The sequence below is a fragment of the uncultured Paracoccus sp. genome, from assembly GCF_937873615.1.
Classification (GTDB): Bacteria; Pseudomonadota; Alphaproteobacteria; order Rhodobacterales; family Rhodobacteraceae; genus Paracoccus.
Genome location: NZ_CALMYP010000004.1, coordinates 46,598 through 69,599 on the forward strand (window position 1 = coordinate 46,598; position 23,002 = coordinate 69,599).

At 62.8% G+C, this 23,002-nt stretch carries 24 protein-coding genes and 1 tRNA gene; 15 read left to right on the forward strand and 10 right to left on the reverse strand.

Annotation, left to right across the window (positions count from 1 at the left end; translation table 11 throughout):
- Positions 1-117: 117 nt before the first annotated feature.
- The 7 genes from rpiA to purU all read left to right on the forward strand — a co-directional run bounded on the left by rpiA (position 118) and on the right by purU (position 7,874).
- Positions 118-849 carry a ribose-5-phosphate isomerase RpiA gene (gene rpiA / locus Q0330_RS01050; RefSeq protein WP_299473099.1) on the forward strand — a complete coding sequence of 244 codons (732 nt, stop codon included), beginning with the start codon at positions 118-120 and terminating at the stop codon, positions 847-849.
- Entirely contained in the window at positions 846-2,222 is a 1,377-nt protein-coding gene (gorA, locus tag Q0330_RS01055; protein WP_299473101.1) for a glutathione-disulfide reductase, read from the forward strand. The genes rpiA and gorA overlap by 4 nt, the downstream gene beginning before the upstream one ends.
- 98 nt (positions 2,223-2,320) lie before the next feature.
- Positions 2,321-3,610, forward strand: coding sequence for an FtsH protease activity modulator HflK (hflK, locus tag Q0330_RS01060; protein WP_299473103.1), 1,290 nt, complete (start codon positions 2,321-2,323; stop codon positions 3,608-3,610).
- A gap of 68 nt (positions 3,611-3,678) precedes the next feature.
- Positions 3,679-4,788: a protease modulator HflC gene (locus Q0330_RS01065; RefSeq protein WP_299473367.1), complete on the forward strand. Its 1,110-nt coding sequence runs from the start codon at positions 3,679-3,681 to the stop codon at positions 4,786-4,788.
- A gap of 180 nt (positions 4,789-4,968) precedes the next feature.
- A complete protein-coding gene (locus Q0330_RS01070; protein ID WP_299473105.1) occupies positions 4,969-6,489 on the forward strand; it encodes a Do family serine endopeptidase in 1,521 nt (506 codons plus the stop codon).
- A gap of 104 nt (positions 6,490-6,593) precedes the next feature.
- A complete protein-coding gene (locus Q0330_RS01075; protein ID WP_299473107.1) occupies positions 6,594-6,917 on the forward strand; it encodes a 2Fe-2S iron-sulfur cluster-binding protein in 324 nt (107 codons plus the stop codon).
- 72 nt (positions 6,918-6,989) lie between these two features.
- Positions 6,990-7,874, forward strand: coding sequence for a formyltetrahydrofolate deformylase (gene purU, locus Q0330_RS01080; RefSeq protein WP_299473109.1), 885 nt, complete (start codon positions 6,990-6,992; stop codon positions 7,872-7,874).
- Between the two features lie 158 nt (positions 7,875-8,032).
- Here the strand turns inward: purU and phaZ are convergent, their stop codons facing one another.
- Positions 8,033-9,352 (reverse strand): polyhydroxyalkanoate depolymerase, encoded by a 1,320-nt coding sequence (gene phaZ / locus Q0330_RS01085; RefSeq protein ID WP_299473371.1) that lies wholly within the window; start codon positions 9,350-9,352, stop codon positions 8,033-8,035.
- Positions 9,353-9,392: 40 nt separating this feature from the next.
- The gene (locus Q0330_RS01090; protein WP_299473111.1) at positions 9,393-9,827 is read right to left on the reverse strand and encodes a hypothetical protein; all 435 of its coding nucleotides are present in this window, start codon (positions 9,825-9,827) and stop codon (positions 9,393-9,395) included.
- Between the two features lie 97 nt (positions 9,828-9,924).
- Between Q0330_RS01090 and phaC the strand changes: the two genes are divergently transcribed.
- From phaC to Q0330_RS01110, 4 genes are all read left to right on the forward strand, one after another.
- A complete protein-coding gene (gene phaC, locus Q0330_RS01095) occupies positions 9,925-11,661 on the forward strand; it encodes a class I poly(R)-hydroxyalkanoic acid synthase (RefSeq protein WP_299473113.1) in 1,737 nt (578 codons plus the stop codon).
- A 167-nt stretch (positions 11,662-11,828) separates the two neighbouring features.
- Positions 11,829-12,281, forward strand: a complete 453-nt coding sequence (locus Q0330_RS01100) for a Phasin (RefSeq protein WP_299473115.1) — start codon at positions 11,829-11,831, stop codon at positions 12,279-12,281.
- Between the two features lie 109 nt (positions 12,282-12,390).
- Positions 12,391-12,972: a polyhydroxyalkanoate synthesis repressor PhaR gene (gene phaR, locus Q0330_RS01105; RefSeq protein ID WP_299473117.1), complete on the forward strand. Its 582-nt coding sequence runs from the start codon at positions 12,391-12,393 to the stop codon at positions 12,970-12,972.
- A gap of 41 nt (positions 12,973-13,013) precedes the next feature.
- Positions 13,014-13,103 (forward strand) — tRNA-Ser (locus Q0330_RS01110).
- 475 nt (positions 13,104-13,578) lie between these two features.
- On the opposite strand, the gene map is transcribed toward Q0330_RS01110, so the two are convergent.
- Both map and Q0330_RS01120 read right to left on the reverse strand, forming a co-directional pair.
- Positions 13,579-14,331, reverse strand: a complete 753-nt coding sequence (gene map / locus Q0330_RS01115; protein WP_271114228.1) for a type I methionyl aminopeptidase — start codon at positions 14,329-14,331, stop codon at positions 13,579-13,581.
- 291 nt (positions 14,332-14,622) lie between these two features.
- Positions 14,623-15,483 (reverse strand): LysR family transcriptional regulator, encoded by an 861-nt coding sequence (locus tag Q0330_RS01120; protein WP_299473121.1) that lies wholly within the window; start codon positions 15,481-15,483, stop codon positions 14,623-14,625.
- A 156-nt stretch (positions 15,484-15,639) separates the two neighbouring features.
- Between Q0330_RS01120 and Q0330_RS01125 the strand changes: the two genes are divergently transcribed.
- Positions 15,640-16,359, forward strand: a complete 720-nt coding sequence (locus tag Q0330_RS01125; protein ID WP_299473123.1) for a hypothetical protein — start codon at positions 15,640-15,642, stop codon at positions 16,357-16,359.
- A 516-nt stretch (positions 16,360-16,875) separates the two neighbouring features.
- On the opposite strand, the gene Q0330_RS01130 is transcribed toward Q0330_RS01125, so the two are convergent.
- From Q0330_RS01130 to Q0330_RS01155, 6 genes are all read right to left on the reverse strand, one after another.
- Complete coding sequence (locus Q0330_RS01130; RefSeq protein WP_299473125.1) at positions 16,876-17,223, reverse strand: MliC family protein; 348 nt, start codon at positions 17,221-17,223, stop codon at positions 16,876-16,878.
- A 205-nt stretch (positions 17,224-17,428) separates the two neighbouring features.
- Entirely contained in the window at positions 17,429-17,833 is a 405-nt protein-coding gene (locus Q0330_RS01135; RefSeq protein WP_299473127.1) for a hypothetical protein, read from the reverse strand.
- Positions 17,830-19,155: a recombinase family protein gene (locus Q0330_RS01140; protein WP_299473374.1), complete on the reverse strand. Its 1,326-nt coding sequence runs from the start codon at positions 19,153-19,155 to the stop codon at positions 17,830-17,832. The genes Q0330_RS01135 and Q0330_RS01140 overlap by 4 nt, the downstream gene beginning before the upstream one ends.
- A complete protein-coding gene (locus tag Q0330_RS01145; RefSeq protein WP_299473129.1) occupies positions 19,155-19,655 on the reverse strand; it encodes a DUF2924 domain-containing protein in 501 nt (166 codons plus the stop codon). Before Q0330_RS01145 ends, Q0330_RS01140 begins: the two co-directional genes overlap by 1 nt.
- 358 nt (positions 19,656-20,013) lie before the next feature.
- A complete protein-coding gene (locus tag Q0330_RS01150; RefSeq protein WP_299473131.1) occupies positions 20,014-20,745 on the reverse strand; it encodes a hypothetical protein in 732 nt (243 codons plus the stop codon).
- A 1-nt stretch (position 20,746) separates the two neighbouring features.
- The gene (locus Q0330_RS01155) at positions 20,747-21,424 is read right to left on the reverse strand and encodes a LexA family transcriptional regulator (protein ID WP_299473133.1); all 678 of its coding nucleotides are present in this window, start codon (positions 21,422-21,424) and stop codon (positions 20,747-20,749) included.
- A 108-nt stretch (positions 21,425-21,532) separates the two neighbouring features.
- Between Q0330_RS01155 and Q0330_RS01160 the strand changes: the two genes are divergently transcribed.
- The 3 genes from Q0330_RS01160 to Q0330_RS01170 all read left to right on the forward strand — a co-directional run bounded on the left by Q0330_RS01160 (position 21,533) and on the right by Q0330_RS01170 (position 22,997).
- On the forward strand, positions 21,533-22,216 hold the full coding sequence (locus tag Q0330_RS01160) for a hypothetical protein (protein WP_299473135.1): 684 nt from the start codon (positions 21,533-21,535) through the stop codon (positions 22,214-22,216).
- Positions 22,217-22,431: 215 nt separating this feature from the next.
- On the forward strand, positions 22,432-22,641 hold the full coding sequence (locus Q0330_RS01165; RefSeq protein WP_299473137.1) for a helix-turn-helix domain-containing protein: 210 nt from the start codon (positions 22,432-22,434) through the stop codon (positions 22,639-22,641).
- Positions 22,638-22,997, forward strand: coding sequence for a hypothetical protein (locus Q0330_RS01170; RefSeq protein ID WP_299473139.1), 360 nt, complete (start codon positions 22,638-22,640; stop codon positions 22,995-22,997). Before Q0330_RS01165 ends, Q0330_RS01170 begins: the two co-directional genes overlap by 4 nt.
- The last annotated feature ends 5 nt before the right edge of the window (positions 22,998-23,002 follow it).

Below are 23,002 nucleotides of genomic sequence, written 5' to 3' on the forward strand. Positions count from 1 at the left end.
GTCGCGCAATCGGGCGCGCATCTGTGACCGCCTCGGGCGAATTGGCGCTGTCTATTGGGGGCGGGGCAGGCTAGACAGGGCACGCTTCGGAATGGATGCGCATGAAGGACCAATGCCATGACTGAACTTTCGCCCGCAGATGCCGCCAAGGATGCCGCCGCCCGCGCCGCCGTGGCGCTTGTCGAGGACGGGATGCGCGTGGGCCTCGGCACCGGCTCGACCGCCGCTTTCATGGTGCGCCGGCTGGCCGAACGGGTGCAGGCCGAGGGGTTGCGGCTGCGCTGCGCCTCGACCAGCAAGGCGACTGCCGATCTGGCCGAAAGCCTTGGGATCAAGATCGAGGCACTGGACGAGATCGGCTGGCTCGACCTGACCATTGACGGTGCCGACGAACTTGACCCCGATCTGAACCTGATCAAGGGCGGCGGTGCGGCGCTGCTGCGCGAGAAGATCGTGGCCTGCGCCTCGGACCGGATGGTGGTCATGGCCGATGGCAGCAAGGTGGTAGAAGTGCTCGGCGCCTTTCATTTGCCGGTCGAGGTCATTCCCTTCGGCTGGCAGACGACGAAGGAGTTGATCTCGCGCCTGCTCGACCGGCTCGACCTGTCGGGGCGACCGATCGTTTTGCGCAAGCGCGACGATTTGCCGCTGCGCACCGATGAGGGGAATTTCATCCTCGATCTGTCGCTGCAGGCGATCCCCGATCCGGCGGCGCTCTCGGCGGGGCTGAACGCGCTGCCGGGCGTGGTCGAGAACGGGCTGTTTCTGGGCATCTGCGATCTGGCCATCATCGGCAAGCCCGATGGTTCGGCGGTCGAATTGCGCCCCGAACAGGAGGCCGAGGAATGAGCTTCGATTACGATCTTTTCGTCATCGGCGGCGGCTCGGGCGGGGTCCGGGCCGGGCGCATCGCCGCGACCCATGGCGCCCGCGTGGCCCTGGCCGAGGAAAGCCGGATGGGCGGCACCTGCGTGATCCGGGGCTGCGTGCCGAAGAAGCTGATGATCTTCGCCTCGACCGCGCCCGCCGCCGCCGCCGAGGCGCGCGGCTATGGCTGGCCCGAAGCAAGCGCCGGGGCGTTCAGCTGGGATGCGTTCAAGGGCAAGCTCGATACCGAACTGAACCGGCTGGAGCGCGCCTATACCAGCGGCATCGAGGCTGCGGGCGGGGTCGTCTTTCACCAGCGGGCGCAGCTTGTCGGCCCGCATGAGGTCGAACTGGCCGATGGCACCCGGATCAGCGCCAAGCATATCCTGATCGCCGTGGGCGGCCGCCCGCAGCGGCCCGGCATCCCCGGCGAGGAACTGGGCATGATCTCGGACGACATGTTCCTGATGGAGCACCTGCCGGGCCGGGTGCTGGTCGTCGGCGGCGGATTCATCGCCTGCGAATTCGCCACCATCTTCCAGGGCCTCGGCGTCGAGACGGTGCTGTCCTATCGCGGTGACAAGGTGCTGCGCGGCTTCGACGACGACCTGCGCATCATGGCAAGCGAGCAACTGGCCGAGATCGGCATAGATGTCCGGCTGCAAACCACGCCGACCCGGCTGGAACAGGACGGCGAAGGCATCCGCGTCCATTTCGCCGATGGCAGCAATGATCGCTTCGACCAGGTCATGTTCGCCACTGGCCGGGCACCCTATACCAAGGGGCTGGGGCTGGAGGCCGCCGGGGTCAGGACCGGCGACAATGGCAGGATCCTTGTCGATCAGTGGTCGCAGACCAATGTGCCCTCGATCTTCGCGGTGGGCGATGTGACCGACCGCGTGAACCTGACGCCGGTCGCGATCCGCGAGGGGCACGACTTTGCCGATACCGTCTTCGGCGGCAAGCCGCATTTCATGGATCACGGCCTTGTCGCCAGCGCCGTTTACCTGCGCCCGCACGAGATCGGCACCATCGGCATGACCGAGGACGAGGCCATCCGCCATGGCCGGATCGAGGTCTATGACGCCCGCTTCCGGCCCATGCGCTCGCTTTTCGCGGGGTCCGACGCGCGGGTGATGATGAAGCTGATGGTGGACGAGGAAACCCGCAGGGTCGTGGGCTGCCAGATATTCGGACCGGAGGCGGGCGAGTTGATCCAGATGGCAGCGATTCCAATCACCATGGGCGCGACCAAGGAACAGTTCGATCAGGCGGTGGCGGTCCATCCGACCCTGGCCGAGGAACTGGTGACCATGCGCATGCCGACACGTCGGCACGAGCGGCCCGAGGGCTAGGGGCAGGGGTCGGGAAGCGGCGGTAACGCTTGACATTCCCGGTCTGGCCCCCAGTTTCAGGCACAATGACGAAAGACGAAACAGGAAGAGGCAATTCGATGGCACAAGGCCCCTGGGGTGGCGGCAGCGGTGGAAACGGCGGCGATGACGGCGACAAGGGCGGCAACGAGCCGCCGCGCGGCGGTCAGCGCCCCTGGGGTCAGGGTGGCGATCAGGGCGGGCAACGCCCCGAACCGCCGCGCCGTCCCGGCCAGCGTCCGCAGGGCGAGATGCCCGAAATCGAGGATCTGATGCGCAAGGGCCAGGACCGGCTGCGCGTGCTCATGGGCGGGCGCGGCGGCTCTGGCGGGGGGCGTCCGCGCCGTCCGGGCGGCAGCGGCGGCGGTGGCTTCCGTCTTGACCGCCGGGCACTGGTCGTTGGCGGTCTGATCGCCATCGGCGCCTGGGCCCTGGCCAGTTTCTATACCGTCCGGCCCGAGGAACGCTCGGTCGAGTTCCTGTTCGGCCGTGCCATCGGCACCGGCGAGCCGGGTCTGAACTTCGCCCCCTGGCCGGTGGTGACCAAGGAAATCGTGCAGGTCACCGGCGAACGCGTCACCGATCTGGGCACCGATCAGGTCGATACCAGCCGCAAGGGGCCGGGCGATATCGTCGCCGCCGATACCGGGCTGATGCTGACCCGCGACCAGAATATCGTCGATATGGAATATCAGGTGGTCTGGAATATCTCGGACCCGGAACAGTTCCTGTTCAACCTCGCCGATCCGTCGGGGACGATGCGGGCGGTGGCCGAATCCTCGATGCGCGACATCGTGGCGCGTTCGGAAATGTCGCCGATCCTGAACCGCGATCTCGGCGCCATTGCCGAGGAACTGGGCCGGGCCGTGCAGCGGACCATGGACAGCTATCAGTCCGGGATCAATGTCGTGCGCGTCAACCTGCGCAATGTCGACGCCCCGACCGAGGTGCTGGACAGCGTCCGCGAAGTTCAGGCCGCCGAGCAGCGCCGCGATGCGCTGGAACTGGAAGCCGACGCCTATGCCAACCGCGTCCTTGCCGCCGCGCGCGGTGAAGCGGCGGCTCTGGTCGAGGAGGCCGAGGCCTATCGCGCCCAGTCGGTCAACGACGCCCAGGGTGAATCGGCGCGCTTCAAGTCGGTCTATGCCGAATATGCCCGCGCCCCGGAAGTGACCCGCAAGCGCATGTATCTGGAAACCATGGAGCGCGTGCTCGGCAGCGTCGACAAGGTCATCATCGACCCCTCGGCGGGCGAGGGCGTGGTGCCCTATCTGCCGCTCGATCAGCTGCGCCGGTCCGGCGCGGCCACGGCCCTGCCGGATGAAGGCATGGACGCATCCACCACCACGACGACGAACGGGGGCAACTGATGGCTCGCAGAAACCTACTTGCCACGCTGGCCATTCCCGCCCTGGTCGTCGCCGGTGTCGTCGTCGCCATGTCGGTCTATATCGTCGATGAGCGCGAGAAGGCGCTTGTGCTGCGCCTTGGCCGCGTCGTGACGGTGAAGGAAACCCCCGGTCTGGGCCTCAAGATGCCGCTTCTTGACGATGTTGTGCGCTATGACGACCGGATGCTGGGGCTGCAGACCTCGCCCTTGGAAATCAACCCGCTCGACCGGCGCCGGGTCATCGTCGATGCCTTCGCCCGCTGGCGGATCGTCGATGTGGTCCGCTTCCGTCAGGCTGTCGGCCCCGATGGCGAGGAGGCGGCGATGCGCCGGCTCGATCCGATCGTGCAGGACGCGATCCGGGTCGTGCTGGGTGGCGTGCCCTCGACGGCGATCCTGTCGGATGACCGGACCTCGCTGATGAACGCGATCCGCGACGAGGTGCGGGTCGAATCGGAAGGCCTTGGCGTCGAGATCATCGACGTGCGCCTGACCCGGACCGACCTGCCGGCGCAGAACCTGACCGAGACCTTCAACCGGATGCGCCGCGAGCGCGAGCGCGAGGCCGCCGACCTGATCGCGCGCGGGAACGAGGCCGCCCGCCGGGTCCGCGCCGCCGCCGACCGGACCCAGGTCGAGCTGACCTCGGACGCGCGCCGCAGCGCCGAGATCATCCGAGGCGAGGCCGATGCCGCGCGTAACGCCATCTATGCCGAAGCCTATCAGCTGGACCCGGAATTCTTCGCCTTCACCCGTTCGCTGGAAGCCTACGAGAAGTCGCTGAAAGCCGGCAATTCGCAACTGGTCGTGCCGCCGAACGGCGATTTCTTCAGCTATATGGGCCGCGATGGTGCCGCCGAGGCGCAGCCTTTGACCCCGGTCGAGGATCTGCCGGAACCCGAGCTTGCTCAGGGTGCCGACCCGGCAGCGGCCCCGATCCAGCCGGAAAGCGCCGTCGTGCCGCGCCCCATCGAGATGCCCTGGGACAGCGAGCCGGGGGCAGGGATCGGTGAAACCGCCGATGAAAGCCCGATGCCCACCGCCAGCGAGGCCCTGTCGGGCGATGCCCCGGCAGCGGATGCGGCGGAACCCGCGCCTGCGGAGGAACCCGCAGCCGAGGAGGCCCAGCCGGAGCCGGCGGCACCGGCCACGAATTGAGAACAAAGGGGCGGCTTCGGCCGCCCTTTTTCATGGCGCCATGGGCAAGTCACAATGAGTTCATCGAAGCTGAACGTGATTTAATTGCAACGAAGCCCTATCTGGCATTTGTTGCCTTGGGCAAGCCGGCTTTCCGGTCGGAGGATCAGCCCCCGCGCGAAAAATGGAAAGGATCATTGGATGCGCAATCCAGTCACTCGTTTTATGGCGACCGCTTCGATTGCGGCACTGACCCTGGGCGCGCTGCCCGTCACCGCACAGGAAGCGGCCCCCGCCGCCAACAGCGCCGATGCCCCGCTGACCGCGCCCGACAGCGCCGCGCGGCGCCAGCAGGTCATGCCCGACAGCTTCGCCGATCTGGTCGAGAAGGTCTCGCCGGCGGTGGTCAATATCAACACCACCTCGGTGATCGAGCAGCCGACCAATCCGATGTTCCCCGAAGGCAGCCCCTTCTCGGACCTGTTCCGCGAATTCGGGATGCCGGCGCCGGGGCAGAACAACCCCTTCGGTCAGCAGCAGCAGCGTTCGCCGCAGCGCGCCAATGCGCTCGGCTCGGGCTTCGTGATTTCGGATGACGGCTTCATCGTCACCAACAACCACGTCATCGAGGGCGCGGACGAGATCGAGATCGAGTTCAAGGACGGCGCCCGCCGCTCGGCCACGGTCGTGGGCACCGACAAGCAGACCGATATCGCGCTGCTGAAGGTCGATGCGAACGATCTGCCCTTCGTCGGCTTCGGCAACAGCGATGATGCCCGGGTGGGCGATTGGGTGCTGGCGCTCGGCAACCCGCTGGGGCAGGGCTTCTCGGCCTCGACCGGGATCGTTTCGGCGCGCGGCCGAGCGCTCACCGGCACTTATGACGATTTCATCCAGACCGATGCCTCGATCAACCGGGGCAATTCGGGCGGCCCGCTGTTCAATATGGATGGCGAGGTGATCGGCGTGAACACGGCGATCCTGTCGCCCAATGGCGGCTCCATCGGGATCGGTTTCTCGATGGCGTCGAACGTGGTGACCAATGTGGTCGACCAGTTGCGCGATTTCGGCGAGACCCGGCGCGGCTGGCTGGGCGTGAAGATCCAGCGGGTGACGCCCGAGATCGCGGAATCGCTGGGGTTGGAGAATGATCGCGGCGCCATGGTGACCGATGTTTTCGACGGACCCGCGGGCGAGGCCGGCATTCGTCCCGGCGATGTCATCCTCGATTTCGCCGGCAATGAGATCGAGGACGACCGCGATCTGGTGGCCCGCGTGGCCCAGGCCCCGATCGGCGAGGCGGTGGATGTGACCGTGCTGCGCGACGGCAAGCCCCAGGATATCGCCGTGACCCTTGGCCGGCGCGAGACCGCCGAGGGCGGTGCCGCGGATGGCGGCAATGCGCCGCAGGCCAGCGGTGCCGGCGATGAGTTGCTGGGGATGAAACTGCAGGCGCTGACGCCCGAACTGGCGGTGGAACTGGGCCTCGACGAGGGGCAGGAGGGGCTGGTCCTGCGCGAAGTTGCGCCGGATTCGGATGCCGCCGACAAGGGCCTGTCGCCGGGCGATGTCATCACCGAGGCCGGCCAGCAGCCGGTGACCTCGGTCAGCGATTTCGACGACCGCATCAAGGAGGCCCGCGAGGCCGGCCGCAAGTCGATCCTGCTGATGATCCGTCGCGGCGGCGAGCCGCAATTCGTCGCCATCTCGGTCGCCGACTGATCGGGTCGCGACATCTGGAACGGCAAGGCGGGCGGGGCTTCGGTCCCGCCCTTTCCTTTGCCTGCCGAATGACCTATTTCCTTCCGCAAATACAGGAGAACGTCATGGCCAGGATCACCTATATCGAGCATAACGGCACCGCCCATGAGGTCGAGGTCAAGACCGGCATGACGGTCATGGAAGGCGCCCGCGACAATGGCATTCCGGGGATCGAGGCCGATTGCGGCGGCGCCTGCGCCTGCTCGACCTGTCATGTCTATGTCGCCCCAGAATGGGTGGACCGCCTGCCGGCGAAGGACCCGATGGAAGAGGACATGCTGGATTTCGCCTTTGAGCCGGACCCCGCGCGTTCGCGCCTGACCTGCCAGTTGAAAGTCAGCGATGCGCTTGACGGTCTGGTCGTGCAGATGCCCGAAAAGCAGATCTGACCCGCGCCGATCCATTTCTGCAATCGCACCCCGGGCAGCGGTGAACGCGGCCGCATAATCGTGGAGAGCCTCATGTCCGATCTGGTCCTGACCGTCACCTGCCCGACCCGTCGCGGGATCGTCGCGGCGATTTCGGGCTTTCTGGCGGCAAACGGCTGCAACATCACCGACTCGGCCCAGTTCGACGATCTCGAATCCGGGCGCTTCTTCATGCGGATCAGTTTTCGTGACACGGACGACCACGGGATCGAGGCCTTGCGCGCGGGCTTTGCCCCGGTGGCGGAAAGTTTCGAGATGGAGGCCGCCATTCACGACGCCACCCGGCCGATGCGGGTGCTGCTGATGGTGTCGAGCTTCGGGCATTGCCTGAACGACATCCTCTATCGCTGGCGCATCGGCGCGCTGCCGATCGAGATCGTCGGTGTGGTTTCGAACCATCTGACCTATCAGAAGCTGGTGGTGAACCACGACATCCCCTTCCACCACATCAAGGTGACGAAGGACACGAAGCCCGAGGCCGAGGCGCGGCTGATGGACGTCATCAAGGAGACCGGGGCGGAACTGGTGGTGCTGGCGCGCTATATGCAGATCCTCTCGGACCGGCTCTGCCGCGAAATGTCGGGGCGGATCATCAATATCCACCACAGCTTCCTGCCCAGCTTCAAGGGCGCGAACCCTTACAAGCAGGCCTATGAGCGCGGGGTGAAGCTGATCGGGGCGACGGCGCATTATGTGACCGCCGATCTGGACGAGGGCCCGATCATCGAGCAGGACACCGTGCGCGTCACCCATGCGCAATCGCCGGCGGATTATGTCTCGCTTGGCCGAGATGTCGAGGCGCAGGTGCTGGCGCGCGCCATCCACGCCCATATCCATCACCGCGTGTTTCTGAACAGCAACCGGACGGTGGTGTTTCCGGCTTCGCCGGGAAGCTATGCGTCGGAACGGATGGGGTGAGGGCGAAACTTCACGCCTCACTTTGGTGGTTCTGCCCTGCGTTCTGAGATATTCGGACAGCCAATCCGCCGGAAAGCCGGTGCCATACCGGATTTGGCAGGTCAGTCAGATGCTCTGCCGGGCAGCGGCTCAGGCTGGCCCGGCTTGGCGTGCTGTCGTCAGACCGGCATCCGGCTGCTGTTGATGACAGGCGCGTCGACATTGTTGTTGCTGGCCTTGGCACGGCGACGATGGGGCCGGACCTCGCCGCCGGCATTGTCGTCGATGAAGTCGAGCACGATGGGGCGGATGTTCAGCCGCCAGCTCTTGCCGGCGAAGATGCCGTAATGGCCGGCGCCGGGTTCGAGATGCTGCTGCTTCTTGCTGGCATCAAGCCCGGTCAGCATGTCGAGCGCGGCGACGCATTGGCCGGGGGCAGAGATGTCGTCATTCGCGCCCTCGACGGTGAAGACGGCAACATCCTTGATCTTGCCCAGATCGACCGGCTTGCCGTTCACGGTGAAGCGGTTCTGGGCGATTTCGAGGCCCTTGAAGATGCGCTCGACCGTCGAGAGGTAGAATTCGGCGGTCATGTCCATCACCGCCAGATATTCGTCGTAGAACTTGTTGTGCTTGTCGCCTTCCGAGCCGACATGGCGCGCCTCGGCGAAGATCTTGTCGATGAAGGCCTTGGCATGGGTGTCGGCATTCATGGCGATGAACGAGGACAGCTGCGCAAGGCCCGGATAGACCATGCGACCGGCGCCCTTGTATTTGAAGCCGACCTGCTGGATCACGAGATATTCCAGCTCTCCCATGGTCATGCGGTTGCCGAAATCGGTGACCTCGGTCGCTGCCGCATCGGGGTCGATGGGGCCGCCGATCAGGGTCAGGGTGCGGGGCTGGGCCTTGGGGTCTTCCTCGGCCAGAAGCGCGGTCGCGGCAAGCGCCAGGGGTGCCGGCTGACAGACCGCGATCACGTTGATGTCCGGGCCGAGATGGCGCATGAAATCGACGAGATACTGGGTGTAATCCTCGATATCGAACTTGCCCTTGGAGACCGGGATGTCGCGGGCATTGTGCCAATCGGTGACATAAACCTCGGCATCGGGCAGAAGCGAGCTCACGGTCGAGCGCAGCAGCGTCGCGTAATGGCCCGACATCGGCGCGACCAGCAGGATCTTGCGCGCCAGGGGCTCGCGGCGGGCGACGCGGAAATGCACGAGATCGCCGAAATCGCGCTTAATCTCAGGCTCGATATAGACGATGTGGTCCTGACCGTCGGGTCCGGCGATGGGCGGAATATTCCAGTCGGGCTTGATGACCATGCGCGCGAAGCTGCGTTCGGTGACCCGGCCCCAGGCGCTCATGACGCGGAACATCGGATGCGGGATCATGGCGAAGGCCGGGTAGGAGGCAATGGCGCGCGCCGAGGCACCCATCCATTCACTGGTGTTGCGCATCGTCTCCATCATATCATAGGAGATCAGCCCCTTCAGCGGTTGCTTGCCCATTCTTACCCCGTTCACGTCTATAGATTTACACGTTTCCTGATGGAAACAGCCCCTTTTTCAAACCTGCCCGGAAGGCTAAGATCAGGTGGCAACAGTAGGGGGGATGAACGGTCATGGCAAGCAAGGACACGCGGAAATCTCCGGCCCGTGGCGCGAATGCTGCAGTGCAGAATGAAGCGGCGCAGATGAAGGCCGACAAGACTGCGACAGGCAAGGTGACCGAGAAGCCCGCGCGAAAAGCGCCTGCGCGGTCCAAGGCTGCGGCGGGCGCAGATGTGACCAAGGCCGCAAAAGCCGCGTCGGCCAAGGCCCCGAAGACGGCAGCTGCAAAGCCGAAATCGGCAGCAAAGCCTGCACGTCGCGTTGCCAAACCGGCCACCAAGCCCGCGGCAAAAGCAGCGCCCGTCGCGCGCGCCAAGCCGGCTGAGGCTGCGACGCCGACGCTGGCTTCGGCTGCCAATGATCTGGCGCGTGATGCGGCCCGGGCAAGCACGGTTGCCGCTGGTCCCGAACAGGCTGCCGGTGAAAACGGTGCGAAGCCGCGCGCGACCGGCCAGATGACCGAGAACCTGGAGCGGATCGAATCGCTCACCCAAAGGCTTGCCGCCGCGCTGTCGCGCCGGCCGATGCACGATCCCGGTGTCGAAGGGCCGGGTGCCGATCTGATGGTGAATGCCGGCATGGCGATGGCCAAGATGTGGGCCGAACAGCCGGCCCGCATTCTGGAGCAGCAGGTGAAATTCTGGGGCGCCACCTTCGCCCATTACGCAGAGATGCAGTCGCAACTGGCCAAGGGCAAGCTGACCGCACCTGCGGATGAAGAGCCGGAAAAGGACAAGCGCTTCAAGAACCCGCTCTGGCAGAGCCACCCCTATTTCAACCTGGTCAAGACCCAGTATCAGATCAACGCCCAGGCGATGCGCGAGGCGGCGGCGGGGCTGGACATGGCCAGCGAGGTCGATCAGCACCGGCTGGGCTGGCTGACCAACCAGATCATCGACATGTTCGCGCCGACGAATTTCTTCGCCACCAATCCCGATGCCATCGAGCGCGCGCTGGAGACCGAGGGCGAAAGCCTGGTCAAGGGGCTGGAAAACCTGGTGCGCGATGTCGAAACCAATGGCGGCGAGCTGGTGGTGTCGCTGGCCGACCGCAGCGCCTTCGCGGTGGGCGAGAATATCGGCACCGCGCCGGGCCGGGTCGTGCGTCAGGCCCCGCTTTACGAGCTGATCCAGTTCTCGCCCTCGACCGAATCGGTCCATGCCACGCCGATCGTGCTGTTCCCGCCCTGGATCAACAAGTTCTACATTCTCGACCTGAAACCCGAGAACAGCATGATTCGCTGGATCGTGGATCAGGGCTATACGCTTTTCGTGGTCTCCTGGAAGAACCCCGATGCCAGCTATGCCGAGACCAGCCTGGAGGATTATGTCAGCGCCTATCTTTCGGCCATGGATGCGGTCGAGGAGATCACCGCCCAGCCGAAGCTGAACGCGGTCGGCTATTGCATCGGCGGCACGACGCTGACGCTGACGCTGGGGCTGATGGCGCAGCGCGGCGATGACCGGGTCGAGTCAGCGACCTTCTTCACCACGCTGACCGATTTCAGCGAGCAGGGCGAATTCACCCCCTTCCTGCAGGACGATTTCGTCGAGGGGATCACTGCCGAGGTTGCCCGCAACGGCATCTTCGCCTCGCAACTGATGACCCGCACCATGAGCTTCCTGCGCGCCAACGATCTGGTCTGGGGGCCGGCGATCCGGTCCTACATGATGGGCGAGGCGCCGCCGGCCTTCGATCTGCTCTATTGGAACGGCGATGCCACCAACCTGCCCGGCAAGATGACGGTGGATTACCTGCGCGGCCTCTGTCAGCAGAACCTGCTGATCGGCGACGGTTTCCCGGTGCATGGCCACAATGTCTCGGTCAAGGATGTCACCCTGCCGCTTTGCGCCATCGGCTGCGAGACCGACCATATCGCGCCGTGGAAATACAGCTGGCGCGGCGTGGCGCAGATGGCCTCGAAGGACAAGCGTTTCATCCTGTCGGAATCGGGCCATATCGCCGGGATCGTGAACCCGCCCTCGAAGAAGAAATACGGCCATTACACCGGCAGCAGCGACTTCGCCCATGGCCCGGATGCCTGGCGCGAGGGGTCGAAATTCGCCGCCGGCAGTTGGTGGCCGACATGGGAGGCCTGGCTGGCCGAGCGGTCCGGTGACATGGTTCCGGCGCGCCAGCCCGAGGAAGGCTTCGGCCCGGCGCCCGGCAGCTATGTCCATGAGCGTCACTGAGGGGCGCTGATCCGGGGCAGTCGATCCGGGGCAGGGGGCTTTCGGCGAATTTTTGCTGCAATGCAGAAATTATGGTTGCAATGCTGCGCCGCAGCATCTATTTAGACCGTATCGTTTGAACCGGCAGCGCTCCTCCCCTCTCAAGCTGCCAAACAAGGAGAAGACATATGGCCAAGGCCCCCGATTTCACCAAGACCATGCAAGACCTGATGGCGAACTTCCCGGTCGACACCTCCTCGATGCAGGATGCGTTCAAGACCCAGTCGGCGCTGAACGAGAAACTGTCGAAAGTGGCCCTCTCGGCTGCCGAGCGTTCGACCGAGATTTCGGCCCAGTGGGCCAAGGACACCATCGCCCGCGTTGGCGAACTGACCGCCAAGAAAGACGACGCTTCGGCCTATGCGAAAGCGTTCTCGGATTTCGCTTCGGCTTCGGCTGAAACCGCTGCCGAACATATGTCGGCTTTCGCCGAAGTGGCGAAGAAGCTGCAGATGGAAACCGTCGACCTGATGATGGCCGCCGGCAAGGATCTGGCCGACGACGCCCAGAAGACCGCTGAAAAGGCCACCAAGCAGGCCCAGGACGCTGTCAAGAAAGCGACCACGGCCGCCAAGGCCTGATCTCGCTTCGATCGAGCGGAAAGGGGTGGTGCATGGCACCGCCCCTTTTTCTTTGCAATTGCTGCGGATTGGACGCAGAATGCTGCGAATGCATTAACGAGGTAGCCCGATGGCCACGACCGATGCCGCCGCGCCATTGCTGATCAAGCGTTACGCCAGCCGGCGACTGTATAACACCGAAACCAGCGATTATGTCACGCTCGAAGACATTGCGCGCTTCGTCCATGAAGGCCGCGAGGTGAAGATCGTCGATCTGAAGACCGGCGACGACCTGACCCGGCAATATCTTCTGCAGATCATCGCCGAACATGAAAGCCGGGGCGAAAGCGTGCTGCCGGTCGATGTGCTGACCGATCTGGTGCGCAGCTATACCAGCCAGGCGCAGACCGTGGTGCCGCAATTCCTTGCTGCCAGCTTCGAGATGCTGCGCGAAGGCCAGTCGAAGATCATGGAGAACATGGCGGCGATGTCCTCCTCCAGCCCGATGTCGAAGATGCCGGGTTTCGAGCAGTTGCAGCGCCAGCAGCAGAGCTTCCTGAAGGCGATGATGGGCGGCTGGCGCGGCGGTGCCTCGGGACCCGCGCCCGATGCCGAAGACGACGCCGAGGAAGCCGGCACCGACGACAAGCGCGACATGGACGAGATCCGCCGCCAACTCGCCGCGCTGCAGGACCGCATTTCCAAACTCTGAGCCTTGCAGAGCGCCGTTGAAGCGGCTAACTAGCGCGGCACGGACGGTTGGCCGAGTGGTCGAAGGCGCACGCCTGGAAAGTGTGTAGGCGGGGAACCGTCTCGAGGGTTCGAATCCCTCACCGTCCGCCACTTGCACATTGCAAACCCGAAAACAGGTCCCTCGCGGGGCCTTTTTCTTTATGTGCCAAAGGGGTTTGCAAGGACCACCCGCCCTTTGGAGACTGGCCTGCCGCGCGAGATCGGTCTCTGAACGCCCCGCGTCTCTTTCCATCCGCCCTTCACCAAAATCGAGACGGATTTAAAAGATCACGCGATTTCAGCATGTTGGCGAAATCAAAATGCGCCGCAGTTGAAGCAGGTTCGTGTGCTCTCGGTGCGAACAGAGACACCCGAAGGCGGCGTGGTTGTGCGAGATCGTGCGCATGTCAGCGGGAAGCTGGTCAAGAGGCCCGCGGTCGCAACGGGCGGATTGCGGCCGTTCGCTGCGCCCGCAAACCAAAATTGACAAGCTGATCAAAGCGGCCGCTCGGGGCCAACGCACAATATTTTTCGGGGTGCATCTGCAGCGAAGGTCGGCAGTGAGCCCTTAGCTGCCGGTCACACGTCAGCCCGGCAACGTGACGATGATTGCGCCGCGACGGGTCGCCACAACGGTATGCTCATATTGTACAACTGGCGCGGCTGGCTCGCTGTAGAGGGTCCAATCGTCATCGGCGCCTGACGTTGCCCACCTTCCGCCGCGCGAAAGGAACGGCTCAACGGTCAGCACGAGGCCGTTGTGCATCCGGCGCTTGTCTCCCTTGGTAGGCCAGGTCGGAACCTCTTCGGGAGCCTCATGCAGAGCTTTGCCAATTCCGTGGCTGGCCAGGTTCCGGATCAGTGTATAGCCGCGCTTGGTGGCGAAGGTGCCGATGGCTTTGCCGATCCCGGCCAGCGGCTTGTCATGCCCGACCTGCGCGATGCCGATCTGCATGGCGCGCTTTCCGTCGCGACAGAGCTGGTCAAGGGACGTTTGAAGCGGGCCGAGGCCAAAGGTCGCCCCGGTGTCAGCAAAGTAGCCATTGAAAGACGCGGACACGTCGATGTTGACCAGATCCCCGGTTGCAAGCCTACGCTCGCCGGGGATGCCATGGGCGATCTCCTCGTTGACGCTGATGCAAGTCGTGCCCGGAAAATCATACGTGGCCTGAGGTGCCGAGACGGCTCCCTCCCGTTCCAGCAACTCGTGGCCGATGCTGTCGAGCTCGCGCGTTGTCATGCCGGGCTCCATGGCCGCTGCCATGGAATGCATGGTGTTGGCGACAATCCGGCCAATCTTCTTTAAGCCTTCCAGTTCATCTTGGTGCGTGATCGTCATCTTGTGTCTCATCAGCGGTGTCGGAGCCTCAGGGCATTAACACCGGGAGGCAGCTTTGTCCCGCTCAGCGGACCTTCGTCCTCGGAAAATGCTGCATCACGGACGAATGGCCGGTCTGGTGAAGCTGCGGCGCGGCATCGGCGTGCTGGATGGAAGGCCGCTTTGGGCCGGGAACGACGGCCGCCGCTGCCTGCCAGACACACGACCCGCTGCGTCACGGCATGACCGCTCCGAGCCCAAAGTACCAGTTACTGCACTATGCGCGAATGTCGGCCATCAATGATACTACGCCTACACACGCGCAATCTCACGGATCAGATCATTTGTCTCTGGCCTCGTCGTTTGGTGCCGATAACGAAGAGCAGAAACAGTTCGCGAAATTTCAAGGCCGTCGATGGGTATCGAAACGAGGCCCCTGTCTGCTGGAATTGCCGTGGTTGGCAAAATCACCGCGCCTAATCCCTGCCGCGCGAGTTCGACTAACCAATCCACGCGATTTGACCGATAGGCCGCGTAGAGTTCGAGACCTTGGTCTGCACATGCCCGATGCAACGCATCCCGCATTTCGCAATTGGGTCGATCGAGCATGTCAGTTTCAGCGAGTGTCGAAAGAGAAACAGCGTCTCGTTCAGACAACGGGTGCGACTTGGACACCACAACCTTGTAGGACTCGTCATAGAGCTGGTCTATTCGATAGAGGTCTTCACTGACCGTCGCCGCTGTGACAACGACGTCAAATTCACCCTCTCGCAATCCGGCCAGAAGCTTGGAGGCAGACGCCACGATCAACTCTATTTCGGCTTGCGGCAATCGTGTACGGAAGCGTTCCACGGCGGCTGAAATCCGGTTGTGACCAATCGTCTCGCCAACACCGACAGAAATAGGAACCCGCTCTAGTCGCGTGTGGCGGACGGCTTCTGCCTTAGCTGCCTGCGTTTCGTCATGCGCTTTCTGTAGCCTTGGCTGCATGAGTTTTCCGAGTGCCGTCAACCTGCATCCCGCGCGGTCCCTGACAAACAGATCACCCCCGAGCTCGTGTTCAAGTTTCTTGATCGCGGTCGTCAAGGACGGTTGGGAAACATTTGAGGCGCTAGCGGCATGGGTGAAGTTGCGATGCTGGCAGACAGCCAAAAAATACCTGATCTGGTTCATCTCCACTGCCACAGTCTCCGTCACTTTCCGCCATGAGGTTCACCATAGCACATGTCTATCAAAGAATAGAAGTTCGGGATTGGTGCCTGAGGCATTCGGCATGGGAAAAGGGTGCATCGAAACCAACCACGACGACCTGTCGATCAGGAGGCGACCATGAAAGCCCAAATTCTCAAGACACTTGCCGCTTTGGCCTTGATCACGACATCTGCAGCCGCACAGGAAACCCCAATGGAAAATCACACTGCCAGCTACATCGCCATGCCCGCTGCTGAAGGCCAGACCAAAGCATTCGCCGAATTTCTGGCCGGAGCCGCCCCGATTGTCGCGGACACCGAACCGGGCACCGTGCTTTGGTTTGCCTTACAAGACGACGATACGCTCGCGATCTTTGATATCTTCGTGGATGAAGAAGCGCGCAATGCGCATTTCTCCGGCGCTGTGGCCGCGGCTTTGAACCAAAATGCCGATGCGCTGGTCGCCGGGGGCTGGGACGATGGTGTTGTCGCGAATATCAACAATTCCGATGTCCTGTCGATGAGGGAACCGGTTGATCTCTACTCGGCCACGACAGCCACGTACATCACGCTCGAAGCAGCACCCGGCAGAGGGCCGGAATTGGCAGCCTTGCTGACCGCAGCTGGTCCCATCGTCGGAGAAACCGAACCCGGCACATTGTTCTGGGCGGCGCTGCAGATTGACGAAACATCCTTCGCAATCTTCGACATCTTCACCAACAATGCTGGCCGTGAAGCACACTTTGCCGGTCAAGTCGCCGGGCTGCTGAACGAACGGGCAGCGGAGTTGGTCGCTGGCGGGTGGGACGACGGTGTGGTCGCTAACGTCCACAACTTCGACATCCTCGCCATCAAGTAACGTGATGTGACAGGAACAAGAGGCGCCTGGTGCAACGCATCAGGCGCTTTGCCGAACGAATTTAGATTCACCGTGAAGCGGTCGTTCGAGTAACTGCAGCGAATTAGCGCTTTGTCCGCACTGCCGACCTTGGGGCTCTGGACTATGCTGCGCGGTGCCACAGATGGCCGGTTTGGGGAAGCCGCGCCACGGCGTTGGTGGCACAGGCGAACAGCAGGTTCGGGCCGCGAGCGCCATATGCCCCGTCCTGGAGGCTTGCCTAGACTGCTGCGACGGCGCATGACCGCTTCGAGCCAATTCCAGCTTTCCGCGCTGAACGAAACGCCCCTCCGGGCAAGCCGGGGCGGTTCAAATTGTGAAAAGTTTCGTTGAGTGTAAGAGTGAGGGGGAACGGAAGGGCGCCAACTGATGCTAATTGAAACCCGGACATTTTACGTAATGACCGTCCTGGCGTTGATGAGTACGCCGGGACCAAGCCAGTTATTGATGCCCGCCGCGCCTCTTTGTCTCCTAGCTTCACTCATTGTTTGGTGTGCATTGCAGCAGGGACTCTTCCTTGATCGTATCGGTCAGCGTGACATTCTCACCCTTTGTCCACCATTCGTACCGCCCAGACACGTAACGGGCGCCTGAGGCGGAGACCACGTTGACGAATACACGATGATCGTCATCCACTGGCACCAGTGCCAGCACGTCGGATTCTGAAGTGAAATAGTGCACGACGAACGGTTGCCCTTCGTCGCATTCGTATTCTATCGTGCGTATCGCCATGTCTTCGGTATCAAAGCCGAGCGAAAACGAGACGTCCGCCGACGCGGCCGAAGCTAATGCGACAGTTATCGCAATACTTGACACAAAGCGCATAAAATATCCTTCCTGTTTGTCAGAGACGGCCTTAGTAACAGCCGTTGTCCACGATCCTACTCCGACTGTATGGCTCCTACAACGGCAGAAAAGTCCGCCCTGCCGACCTTCATCCTCCGATGATGCTGCGCGATGGACGAATGGCCGGCCTAGTGAAGCTGCACCGCGGCGATCGGCAAGGGACTGAACGGCAGGTCAGGGCCGATCACGTCGATTTCGCTGCACCGTCGCCAACTGCCCGCGCCACCTGTACCGCCCACGCCTCGCCCGCCAAAAAGCACAAGTCGTACAGGCTGACCGCCGACGCCTCTCGCCCGCAGGTCAGTCGCTTCAGCACCTGCGGTGCAAGATATGCCAACCGCAGCTGACGGCTGACATGACGTTCGGCCAGACCGACGGCCTCGGCCAGTTCCTGGATCGTGGCGAACTCGCCTGCCTCCATGCGCCGCCGCCAGCCCCATGCCCGGCCGATGGCGCGCAGGATGTGCGGGTCCTGCGCCTGATCCTCGCTCGGACTGTAATCGGCGGGCGGCATGATCTTAGGCCGCCCGTTCTTCTTGCGCAGCTTCAGGGGGATCAGCACGCGGATCGTGTCGTTGGCTCGGGTCATTCGGCGGCCTCCATGTCGCGCGGCGCGATCATTTCGCGAATGACGCCCGCGACGCCTTCGCGGCGGATGTCGACTTCGAGCCCGGCGGCGGTGACAGTGACGCGTTGGACCAGCAGCTGGATGATCCGCGCCTGCTCGGCGGGAAACAGCTGCGCCCACAGCGCGCTGAACTGGTGCAGTGCGCCCAAGGCGTCGGCTTCGGAGATATCGGCAGCGTTGGTTTTGAGCGCAGACAAGACCTGCGTGACAATCTCCGGTGTTTGCAGGATGCGCCGGATCTCGGTCACGACCGCGTCCTCGACCATGCCGGCCGCAAGTCGCGTCGGCGCAGTGTCATCTGCGGCCTCTCGGTTCTTGATCACGTCCATCGACACATAATAGCGATAGAGCTTCGCACCTTTTCTGGTGCTGGTGGGCGTCATCGCCACGCCGCTGTCACTGAAGATCAAACCCTTCAGCAGCGCAGGCGTCCGCGACCGGCTGTTATTGGCCCGTTTGCGGGGGCTCTCCTGCAGGATGGCGTGGGCCTGATCCCAGAGATCATTGCCGATGATGGCCTCGTGCTCGCCGGGATAGGCCGTGCCCTTGTGGACGACTTCTCCTCGATACACTCGATTGCTCAGCAGCCGGTACAAATAGCCTTTGTCGATCAGCGTGCCCTGCTTGTTGCGGACACCGTCCCAGCGCAGCTCCCGCGCCAGCACGGTGGCGGAGCCAAGCTCGACGAACCGCTCGAAGATGCCATGGACCCGCGCCGCTTCATCCTCGTTCACCACCAGCTTGCGGTCGACTACGTCATATCCGAGGGGCACATAGCCGCCCATCCACATGCCCTTCTTCTTCGAAGCGGCGACTTTGTCGCGGATCCTTTCGGCGGTGACCTCGCGTTCGAACTGGGCGAAGGACAGCAGGATGTTCAGCGTCAGACGCCCCATCGACGTGGTGGTGTTGAAGCTCTGCGTCACGGATACGAAGGTGACGCCGTGCCGGTCAAAGAGCGCGACCAGCTTGGAGAAATCCATCAGTGAGCGGCTCAGGCGGTCGATCTTGTAGACGACGATCACATCGATCAGCCCGTCCTCGACATCCGCCAGCAATTGCTGGAGGCCGGGCCGTTCGAGATTGCCGCCGGAAAACCCGCCATCATCATAGCGCTCGCGCAGACAGGCCCAGCCTTCGGAGCGCTGGCTGGCGATATAGGACTCACAGGCCTCGCGCTGCGCATCGAGGCTGTTGAACTCCTGCTCCAGCCCTTCCTCACTCGATTTGCGGGTGTAGATGGCGCAGCGCAGGCGACGGTTCGGGCGGCTGTTAGTTTCCATCATGTGTCCTCCCGCTTACGCTCACGCAGCCCGAAGAAGCGATAGCCATTCCAGCGCGTCCCGGTGATGGCGCGGGCCACCGCCGAAAGCGATTTGTATTTCCGGCCCTGCCAGTCGAAGCCGTCCTTCAGCACGGTGACCGTGTGCTCGACGCCGTCCCATTCGCGCAGCAGCTTCGTGCCGGTCACGGGGTTGCGGGGATCCGCGATCTGGTGTTGGCGCCGGGTATGGCCCTCGACCTCATCGGCCAGCATATCCAGCATGCGGCGCGTATCCCTATCGGGGCCGCCATAGCTCAGCTCCTGAATGCGATAGGCAATCCGGGTTTCCAGAAAGGTGCGGCTGTTGTTTGGCGCTGAGCTTCCCATCAGGGTTTCCCACTCAGCCTTCAGTTCTCTGACCGACAGGGCCTTCAGCGCTGCAAGGCGTGACAGGACGCTCTGGTCCAGGCTGGCGTCCTCGCCTGGCGCGGGTGGTGTTATTTTACCGTGGTGCTTCATCAATGCCTCCAATGCGGATGTGTTTTGCACGACGACCACCGCTCTTTCGGGGCGGTAAGTCCACGAAACTGTCTCCGTCTTCGGCAGATAAAGAGCTGGACTGTGCGGCATTCAGTCGAATGAGGCCTGCGGCCAGGATGCGGCCGATTTCCTCAACGCGCGCGCGGGCGGACATCTTGTCCGGGCATAGAGGATTTGGCCCCGAAACCGGGGATGAGCTTTGATCCATCATGGGAGCGCCTTTCGGGTTGTTACCCTATCTGGGCGTCAGACGGCGCTGGTATACAAGTTAAAACAATGGTTTGTGGGGGGTGTGCGGGATGCTGCGTGTAGGATCGGGTTTGCAGCCTGTGGCGTGTTAATGCCGTGTCGCCGATTGGACCATCGAATCTGTGTCGAGTTTCAGAGCGGCCTTCCAAAGCGGGGTCTTGGTGAACAGGCTGTCCTGCGCGCGAAATGAGCGATCAGCCTGGGTTTCCTGAAGCAGACCGGTCCAGACGAGGGGGCGCAGCACTTGCGTGTAAAGGCTGCCCATCATGTCATCATAGCGCGGAAAAGGACTGGGATCGGGGGCACCGTATAGGACCTGCCGCAGATGCTGACCCGTTGCCCCATCCTCGGTCTCGACGTTGAGAACATTCAGGAACACGTCCCAATTGCCTAGAGGCGATTGATCCGGGCTCCGCGACCAACTCGAATGATCGAGTTCAAGGAGATAGAACGGGGTAATGATCCCGAACAGGCGGCCAGGCTGATTGATCAGCTGCTTTCCTGATTTTGTCAGCCTGAAAGCTCCCTTGTAATGCCGCCCCATCTTCAGCGTGGTCAGCAGGAAGTGGATATCCCCGAGCGGCATGAAATCATGTTCGTTGAGCACCTTGTTGACGGCGAAGAGGTCTGCCTCGGTATGTCCGGGCCAGTCGAACTCGGCAGCAGCCCAATGCACGAAATTGCGCTTGAAGGCTTTTGACGGGGTGAGGCCGATTGAGCCATGCTCCTCGGTATAGGCGAAGGTCTTTTGAACCCCGCGCAAGAGCGGTGAGAAAGCCAGCGCAGGCTCATTGTCGTCGACAGGACGGAATTTAATCACGTCAAACCTCCCGCGCGAACCAGCGGATGCGGCCGATGATATGGATTTCCTCGGCGCTGCGCTCGTATGGGCTGTAGAAGCTGTTGTCCGAGATGACCCGTACGGCTGGCGGATCGCTGTTAGGCACATGCTCGAGCCGCTTTGCCACCAGTCCCATGCCGTCATCCAGTACGAATATACCGGGTGGGTTCGGCGCGCGGCGGGTCATGTCGACCAGCACGGTATCCCCATCCAGCAGGGTCGGCGCCATGCTGTCGCCTTCCACATGCATGATGCGTAGCTGCGACGGGCTGGATTTGAGATTGCCTTTTATCCACGAGCGGCGGAAGTGGTAGGCGCGACCGGCAGGATCCTCATGCTCCTGGACCACCGCGCCGCCCCCCATTGATGGGCGAGGACTGGCATGCGCGATCGCCACGAAGGTCTCATCCGGGTTTTCGATGAAGGGCGGCGTGCCCTCAACATCGCCGATGCCGTGGATGAGCCATTCCCGCTCTACCTTTAGCACGCGGGCGACCTCTGACAGTTTGTCGATCCCGGGCCGCGTCGAGCGTCCGCGAAGGATGTCGTAGACGAAGGACCGGTTCACGCCGGCCATCTCGGCGACATGGGCTGGGCTGAGCCCGAGTTGTTGCGCGCGGGCGCGCAGGCGATCAGGGAGCGTGTGGTGCTCGGTCATGTTTTCCCCAAGGGACTGTGGATTAAATAGGATAAAACAGGATTGAACAGAGGCCGTCAAGGATTTAGAACAGAGATCGAACATTCGGCGGTGTGAATCGGGGGACAGATGGAAATCGAAAAGGCGTATTTTACTCTCCCGGAGGTCCTTGAGCGCTGGTCTATCTCTGAGGCGGATCTGGTCTATCTGGCGGAGAACGACAAGCTGCGCCTTTCGGTGCGTGTCTTTGGGGTGCCGCTGGAGCTGGGCGACTACGAGGAACCTCGCGAGGGCCAGCATTTTCGAATCCCGAGTGAGCGGAGCTGGTTCAACGGTCTTCTAGATTTGCATGCACGGGATGTCTTTGAGCTCTTCCGCTGCAGCGAGATCCATATCAGCGATTTCCGCATGCCGGGCGCGGAATACGCAACGCTCTACGATGAGAACAGGTCAGTCCTTGTGATGATCGGCGATCTGCTGCTGCGACGCGAAGAACGCGATCGTTTTGAAGCAGAGACAGGGTTTTCTGGCGTAAAAGCCGGGGCGCAGCGCACCGCATTCAGCGCATCACCTGACTATCAGGATGTGACTTGCGGTGAGCACCAATTCCGCTTGGGGCCAATCCAGGCACAGGTCGTCCGCGTGCTCCATGACGCCGCGCGGCGCGGTGAACCGTGGCAGAGCGGCAAGGCGATCCTGTCAGCCGCGGGCTCGAAAAGCCTGAAGATGTCCGACGTGTTCAAATCCCAAAAGCAATGGCGCTCCCTGATCGAATCAAATGGGCGTGGCAACTACCGCCTGAACCTCGACTGAGGCTGAGTCACCGTGCAGCCACGCGTCGGTCCTCGCGCCGCCGCAGTGGGATGCAAAGGGGGATCGCTGTGGGATGCTGATCCCCCTCCAGTCTCTTTGCCGCTGAAATACAAGGCATAAACTGATCCCACTCCGCATCCCACCGCGATCCCGACGACATCCATCAGCAGGATTTTGCATCTTCCTCCCAACGCAGCGAGCGACAGGAGACACAGATGCAGCTCAAACATTTCAGCCAAAAAGAACTGGCCCGGCGCTGGAACATCTCGCACCGCACACTTGAGCGGTGGCGGTGGACGGGTGAAGGCCCGCAATTCATGAAGCTGGGCGGCCGTGTGATCTACCGCATGGAGGATGTCACCGCATTCGAGCAGGCGCAGCTCCGCCGCAGCACCGGCATGGATGCACAGGCTGGTGCCAGATGATGGTCCGGCTCACTGATACTGCGATCAACCAGGTGCTGCCATTCTGCGCCACTTCCGATCTGGACGAGATCAAGTTCAGTGCCTGGATCGCGCAAGCCCAACCCGGTGAGACCTTGGTCTATCACCGCGGGTTCCTTGCGCTCGATGTTACCAGAGGTCGGTCGCGCCTGACTGCAGACCGGCAGCGCGTTTTGCGCCGGATTGCAGACGCCGCTCTGCATGCCGCTGAGCAAAGCCTCATCCATCTCGTTCAGACGAGGATCGGCCCCGCACAGTTCGCCTACCTCGCCATCGCCCGTCCGAAGCCTGACCCGCCTGGAGCGGCTCATTCCCTGCGGCTGCGCGCCGCTGCCTGACCCCA